The organism is Nocardia sp. NPDC127526 (genome assembly GCF_042672265.1).
In the GTDB taxonomy this organism is placed as follows: Bacteria; Actinomycetota; Actinomycetes; order Mycobacteriales; family Mycobacteriaceae; genus Nocardia.
Genome location: NZ_JBHXVO010000015.1, coordinates 162,394 through 168,978, shown reverse-complemented (window position 1 = coordinate 168,978; position 6,585 = coordinate 162,394). Strand labels below are relative to the sequence as shown.

General features: G+C 67.8%; 7 protein-coding genes. 3 read left to right on the top strand and 4 right to left on the bottom strand.

Annotation, left to right across the window (positions count from 1 at the left end; genetic code table 11):
- On the bottom strand, positions 1 to 359 hold a 359-nt coding region (locus tag ACFVIV_RS23650), incomplete at its 3' end, for an enoyl-CoA hydratase-related protein (RefSeq protein WP_379199694.1).
- A 597-nt stretch (positions 360 to 956) separates the two neighbouring features.
- Positions 957 to 2,705 (bottom strand): NTP transferase domain-containing protein, encoded by a 1,749-nt coding sequence (locus ACFVIV_RS23645; RefSeq protein WP_379199692.1) that lies wholly within the window; start codon positions 2,703 to 2,705, stop codon positions 957 to 959.
- Between the two features lie 314 nt (positions 2,706 to 3,019).
- Between ACFVIV_RS23645 and ACFVIV_RS23640 the strand changes: the two genes are divergently transcribed.
- Positions 3,020 to 3,841 (top strand): helix-turn-helix transcriptional regulator, encoded by an 822-nt coding sequence (locus tag ACFVIV_RS23640; RefSeq protein WP_379199691.1) that lies wholly within the window; start codon positions 3,020 to 3,022, stop codon positions 3,839 to 3,841.
- 44 nt (positions 3,842 to 3,885) lie between these two features.
- Here the strand turns inward: ACFVIV_RS23640 and ACFVIV_RS23635 are convergent, their stop codons facing one another.
- Positions 3,886 to 4,767 carry an alpha/beta fold hydrolase gene (locus ACFVIV_RS23635; protein WP_379199689.1) on the bottom strand — a complete coding sequence of 294 codons (882 nt, stop codon included), beginning with the start codon at positions 4,765 to 4,767 and terminating at the stop codon, positions 3,886 to 3,888.
- 220 nt (positions 4,768 to 4,987) lie between these two features.
- On the opposite strand from ACFVIV_RS23635, the gene ACFVIV_RS23630 reads away from it, so the two are divergent.
- Together ACFVIV_RS23630 and ACFVIV_RS23625 are read left to right on the top strand one after the other, a co-directional pair.
- Positions 4,988 to 5,431: a hypothetical protein gene (locus ACFVIV_RS23630; RefSeq protein WP_379199687.1), complete on the top strand. Its 444-nt coding sequence runs from the start codon at positions 4,988 to 4,990 to the stop codon at positions 5,429 to 5,431.
- A 33-nt stretch (positions 5,432 to 5,464) separates the two neighbouring features.
- Positions 5,465 to 5,749 (top strand): WhiB family transcriptional regulator, encoded by a 285-nt coding sequence (locus tag ACFVIV_RS23625; RefSeq protein WP_379199685.1) that lies wholly within the window; start codon positions 5,465 to 5,467, stop codon positions 5,747 to 5,749.
- On the opposite strand, the gene ACFVIV_RS23620 is transcribed toward ACFVIV_RS23625, so the two are convergent.
- Positions 5,746 to 6,486 carry a VOC family protein gene (locus ACFVIV_RS23620; RefSeq protein WP_379199683.1) on the bottom strand — a complete coding sequence of 247 codons (741 nt, stop codon included), beginning with the start codon at positions 6,484 to 6,486 and terminating at the stop codon, positions 5,746 to 5,748. The two genes, ACFVIV_RS23625 and ACFVIV_RS23620, sit on opposite strands and share 4 nt — an antisense overlap.
- Between the last annotated feature and the right edge of the window lie 99 nt (positions 6,487 to 6,585).

Here is a 6,585-nt window from a genome sequence, read left to right as displayed (position 1 = left end):
AGGATGTGCAGGCGGCCGGCGCGGGCGGGGTCGACGGTGTCGGCGGTGTCGCCGGAGGCGTATTGGTAGCCGGAGCGGCCGCGGATGCGTTGGTCACCGCCGGAGCAGAAGGCCCAGCCGCCGTCTTTGGGGGAGGGGCCGTTGCCGGTGAGCAGGACGGCGCCGACGTCGCTGCTCATGCGGGCGTGGTCGAGGGTGCGGTAGAGCTCGTCGACGGTATGGGGGCGGAAGGCGTTGCGTACTTCGGGGCGGTCGAAGGCGATGCGGACGGTGCCCTGGGTGAGGTGGCGGTGGTAGGTGATATCGGTCAGGTCTTCGAAGCCGGGCACGGCTTTCCACAAATCCGGATTGAAAGTCACCGTGCCCACCCTAGTGAGATCGCGCGCTAGTCGTAATCGGGATGTATCCAATGTGGATGTGCCGCAGCGAGATGCGCGTCGATGGCCGTCTCGACGCGCTCGCGCCAATCCGGATTTTCGAGCGTGGTGTTCTCATCGCGAAACCACCCGCAATCGGGGGTCGGGCACCGGAAGCGATAGGTGCCGAAATCGTCGATTCGGCCCCCGAGGCTGACGCGTTCCCGCCGGGTATCTCCGATGTCGCCTTGTCCGGCGAATGCTGAAAGTTCGTCTGCCACGGGAACACTCGATCACAGATAGGCGCTCGCATGACAATTACAAACCGCACGGTACATGATCTTGTGATCGGCGCCACTGCCGTCCGGCGCTGTTCTCCCTTGTGTTTCAGGGGATTTCATTTTTTCCCACCGCGTCAGGAGTTGCGCGATGACCGGGTGCTACCCGTAAGATTCAGCCGGGCCGAACCGTAACCCCCCCACGGCGGCGGCCCGAATATACGGCGGTGAGTTCCGGCCTTGCTGGCCGGCGACCGCCGGTGGTGTCGATGTCGCCGGGCCAACTCCCCCCTTCGCCCGGCGGCATCGCTCTTTTCCCGAATCACCCACGCAGCGGTATGAATTCCACCATTTCGCCGTCGACGGCCGCCGGCGGCACGATGGCCAGGCCATCGCGATCGAGCAGTCCCGCGAGATGCGCCGTGCGCAGATTCGGATCGCCGATCCAGCCGCCGCCGGGCTGCGCCCGGGCGGGCACGATGCGCGGTGCGGGCCCGGAGATTTCGGCGGCATTGCGCAGCGGGCCGGTGAGCGGGCGGGCCGGTGCGCCGCCGGTGAGGCCCTCCAGCAGGGCGTGGACCAGCGCCAGCAGCGTGGCGACGGCCGCGTAGGGATTGCCGGGCAGTCCGAGAACCACCGGGCCGGTTGACAGTTGGGCCGCCACCGTGGAGCCGCCCGGACGCAGCAGCAGGCGGCCGATGAGCAGCCGGGCGTCGGCGCGGTCGAGCGCGCCGCGCAGTTGATCGGCCGCGCCGCCGCCGGTGGCCCCGACGATGACCAGCAGATCGCAGTCGGTGGCCGCGGTGAAGACCTCGTCGAAGGCATTGTCGGTATCGCGCAGGTGCACGCGGTCGACGGTGGTCACGCCGTATCCGGCGAGCAGGCCGGGCAGGATGGGGCCGAGCGAGTCGCGGGTCTGGCCGGTGTGCAGCGGGCCCTCGCTGCGAATCTCGTCGCCGGTCATGACGATTCGCGCCCGCACCGGACCCCGGACCGCGGCCGTGCCCACCTCGGCGCCGGCGGCGACGGAGATGAGGGCGGCGGTCACCGGGGTGCCGGCGGGCGCCAGTTCGCGACCGGGCTGCCAATCCTCGCCGCGGCGGCGGACATCGTCGCGAATCGGGGTGTCCGGCAGCCGATGCAGCAGGCCGTCCGCGCTGACCTCGACGAACTCGTCGCGGACGACGGTGCTGGTGCCGTCGGGTACGTGGGCGCCGGTGGCGATGCGCACCGCCTCCCCGGCCAGCAGGCCCACCGGGCGCTGCCCGCCCGCGAAGCCGATATCGCGGCGCAGCTGCCAGGGGCCGTCGCCGCTGACGGCATAGCCGTCCATGGCGGAGACGTCGAAGCGTGGCAGCGCCTCGGCGGCCACCAGCGGTTCGGCCAGGGCCGCACCCCGCGCCGCGGCGAGCCGGAGCCGGTGCACCGGCAGCCGGGAGATGCTGCGGCGCAGCACTTCCCGGGCCTCATCGAGCGGCAGCGGCGCGGCGGCCCGGCCGGCGGCCGCACGGGCGTGCCGGACATCGTCGGGGGTGTCGCAATCGTCTACCCCGCCCAGCGGGACCATGACCGTGTCGACCGGCACCAGCGCCTTCATCGGCCGGTTCACCAGGGAGTCCAGGCTGTTGAGCGCCGCGCTGAGCGCACTGCGCCGCCAGACGCCGACCAGATATTGCGGCCGGCCGGAGGCATCCGCGGCGAACACCGCATCGCTACCGGATTCCTTTGCGTGCAGCAGCAATTCGCCGACGGTGTGAGCAGTGAGAAATGGCATATCCGCCGCCAGCACCACGATCAGCCCCGCCGGGAATTCACAGCCGGACAGGGCGTGCAAGCCGGCGGCGATGGCCGCCACCGGACCGGCGCCGGCCGGTATCTCCTGTGCCTGAAGAATTTCCGGCGGCAACTCCGGCCGGTGCGGTCCGACCACCACCGTGCGGGCGCAGTCCGCGACCGCGGTCAGCGCCGCATCCAGCATCGATTGCCCGCCGACCACGATGGCGGGCTTGTCCACGCCGCCCATCCGGCTGGCGCGGCCACCGGCGAGCACGATCGCGTCGACAGTTGTCACGAGGCGGAAACAGCGGCGGGACACATCATGGTTGAAGATCGTAGTGGTGGATGCCGGGCAACCCTTCACGTGGGCGCATCGGACCCGAATCCATGGCTTGCTAAGCAATTGCTCGCCTATGCGTCGTTATGACATGTGTCGCGACACATAGTAGAAATGATCATGTTTTGGACTTACCTGCAATGACATATGGCAGTATCCGGTGCCAGAGACAGGCGTTCCAGCGCGTTCCACTGTCCGGTACCGGGTAGTACTGGATCGATGAAGGTTGGTTAGCTGAATGTTTGTGGAGAGGGAACGGCGTGGTGCTGAGCGTGCAGCCTAATCGAGACTCCGATGAGCTCCAGCCGCCCACATTCGGCCTGCTGCTGCGTCGGCTGCGGGATGCCCGGGGAGTATCGCGCGAAAGGCTGGCGTTCAATGCCGGAGTCAGCGCCAGCTACATCAGCCATTTGGAGAAGGGCGATCGCGGCCATCCGACCCGGGAAGTGGTGGATGCGCTGGTTCGATATCTGGACCGAATAGATCCGCTCTCCGCGGTGGAACGGCGGCACCTGTTGGATCTGGCCGGGCTCGGTGTGAGCGAATTCCCCACTGTCGAGCAACTGCGCGCGGAAATCACCGATGACATGCGGCACGCACTGGATCTGCACGAACCCAATCTGGCCGCCTATGTCGATACCCGCTGGAATGTGCTGGCCTGTAATGCCAGCTACCGCAAGGCATTCCCGGGCGTGGAGGAGGATGTCAATCTGCTGCGCTGGCTGCTGGGCAACCCGCTCTCCCGCGCGGTCATGCCGGAGTGGGAGGAAGAGGTCCGGCTGACCGTGCACTGGCTGCGCGGGCTGATCGCCGGTTCCGGCGACACCACCTGGTCGCTGGAATTCCTGGCGGAACTCGGGCAGTTCGAACTGTTCCGCGAATTGTGGGACGAGGGCGTCGCGCTCTACGGCCGGCCCACTCCCACCATGCATCTGCGCGACACCATCAGCGGCCGGTGCAGCGCCATCGCCGTGCAGATGTTCAGCGTGTTCTGCGCGGCCTACCCCACCCAGATCCAGATCTTCCTCGGCATCCCCACCTGGTGCGCCGAGACACACGGTCCGGGGGCGTCGCGGCCGTCCCCGGACGAATAGGCCGCGCCCGGCCGGGCACGGCCCGCTCACCGCACGGCCGGATGCTACTGCGCGGCCTGGATGCCGCGCGCCGCACGGCCTTTCGTCCACGGGGCCGACAGTGCCTGGGTCGGCGCGTCGCCCGGTCGTGCCGCGGCCCGGCGCACCAGCTGGATCAGCAGCGGCGCGACCACGTCCGGATGCGTCCACGCCGCACCGTGTCCCGCGCCCGGAATGGTGACCACGCCGTCCGCGCCGGCCAGGCCCGCGGCCAGGGCGTCGGATTTCTGCGCGGTGCTGGAACCGTCGTAGCTGCCGCGCGCCACCAGTGCGGGCGCGGTGATCTCACCCAGCCGGTCCGCGACCGAACGGCGTTCCATCAGGCATTGCGCCGCCGCCCGGATGGACCGGCGGTCCGAGGAATACCAGCGGCTGGTCCACGCGCGCCACAGCCGCGGATCGGTGCCGCCGATCAGGTGCGGGGCCAATTCGGCGACCAGCGGGGCCATCGGTTCCGGGCCGCACCAGCGCTCGAAGAATTCGCGATACCAAGCCAATTCCCCCGGCGTGCATTCGCCGGCCTCGGTATCCAGCAGGGCCAGGCCCTGTACTCGTTCGGGGGCCAGCAACGCCATTCGCAGTGCGGTGTATCCGCCCTGGCTCATTCCGCCGATGACGGCTTTCTCGGCGCCGATCTCGTTCAGTACGGCCAGGCCGTCCTGCGCCATATCCCAATAGCTGAACTGTTCCCCATCCGGTGACTGCGTGCGTCCGTGACCGCGCGCATCGACTGTTACGAGATTGATACCGGCCGCTGCCAGAGGTTCGCGCATGGGTTCGAACACGGATTCGTCCAGGAGAAATCCGTGGGCGAGCAACAGGGTCGGACCGGGCGTGTTACCGGCAACGAAATGAACTGTGGCTGAGCCAGATCGCACATAAGGCATGGTCAGACCGTAAAGGGTGGAACTGGCCGCTTCCTAATATTTGCCGCATCGGTGCCGGACACCCTTCCGTGCTGTTCCCGACGGGTACCAACACTGGCCAGTGTCAGTACTGCTAGGGGTTTGCTCCAGATTGCCTGAGAGCTGGACAACTTCAGGGGTCGGCATTTGTAATCAGGTCGTGGCGCTTTCGCGACAAGCGCAATTCCACAGGGAGGAAACAATGTTCGACGTCACCGCTGCGACCCGATCCAACGACTTCCGAGTCGATCAAGGAGCTGTACTGCGCGATTCGCTGGAAGGGCTCTTACTGCACGACGGCGTCGGCCTGGATGCCCGTATGCGGCATGCCATTGCGGCGGTCGTCCATCTCGCCGTCGATGCGCCGCTCGGCCCGCCGGAAGATGCCGAGGAATTTCTCGGCCGGCTCGACGCCTCGTGGCTTTTCGCCGCCTGGAACGACAGCGATACCGAATTGTCACTGCTCAACACACTGGCGTGCGGCGAGGTTCCCGCACTGTCGTGGTGCGAGCTCATGTTCACCACGGCATTGGCGCCGTGGTCCTCCACTCCCGCCGCGGTGCACGCGCGCCGCGTTTTCGTCTCCGGCGATCAGGCCCGGCTGGCCGCCGTCGGCAGTGATTGCTCGATGCTCGGCCGCGCGTGATCCCTATTGCGACGTAGTGAAGAGGTGGACGACGTGAAACTGCTATTCACCAATTTCGACGCGATGTTCGAAACCTTGGCCCGCCGGGAGAGTTTCGAGCCCGAGGCCTGGCATCAGCGGGCCCTGTGCACGCAAACCGATCCGGAGGCGTTCTTCCCCGACAAGGGCGGCTCCACCCGCGAGGCGAAGCGAATCTGCGGGTCCTGCGAGGTCAAGAAGGAATGCCTGGACTACGCGCTCGTCCACGATCAGCGCTTCGGCATCTGGGGCGGGCTCTCGCCCCGGGAACGGCGGCGCTACGACCGCGGCGCGGCCTAGTCCGCAGCCGGCCGCAACAGGCAGAACTCGTTGGTCTCCGGATCGGCGAGCACCACGATCGGACCATTGGCCGGCACGGCGCCCGGATCGATCGGCAACGCACCCGCCGCACACAGGCGGGCGGCTTCGTCCACGGGATCATCGGAAGGGAAGGCGATGAGATCGAGATGCAGCCGGCTGCGCTCGCCGAGCGCCTCGGGCGTCCGCAGGAATTCCAGCCACGGCCCCTGCCCCGTCGCCGACCGAATACCGGCGTAGTGCGGATCGTCATGGGTGATCGGCCACCCCGCCGCCGTCGACCAGAATTCGGCCAGCCGTAGCGGATTCTCGGTATCCACCACGATGGCGGCCACCGCACCGGTATCGACATAGTGCTCACGCGGCTCGAGGACACAGAATTCATTGCCCTCGGGATCGGCGAGCACCACCCAGGGCACGACGCCCTGACCGATATCCAGCCGCCGCGCGCCCAGCGACAGGGCGCGGTCGATCTGTAGTCGCTGATGGTCGATCGACCGGCTGGCCAGGTCCAGATGAATGCGGTTCTTCGCGGACTTGGCTCGCCGGGCCGGCAGGAAGGTGAGCGCCACGTCCAGCCCGTCCGGATCGGGCGCGGCCACGTCCACCTCACCCGGGCGGTCCACCGTCACGTCCCAGCCGAGCAACTCGGCCCAGAAGCGGGCCACGTTCCTCGGCTCGATCGCATCGAAGACTACGCACGCCAGCCGGGTGGACATCCATCCACGGTAGCCGCCGCCCGGGTGCCCGCGGGTCAGGTTTCACGAACCCGAATCCCCGTGTTGCCGAGCACTAGCTGTGGTCCTTTCATCCGAAAC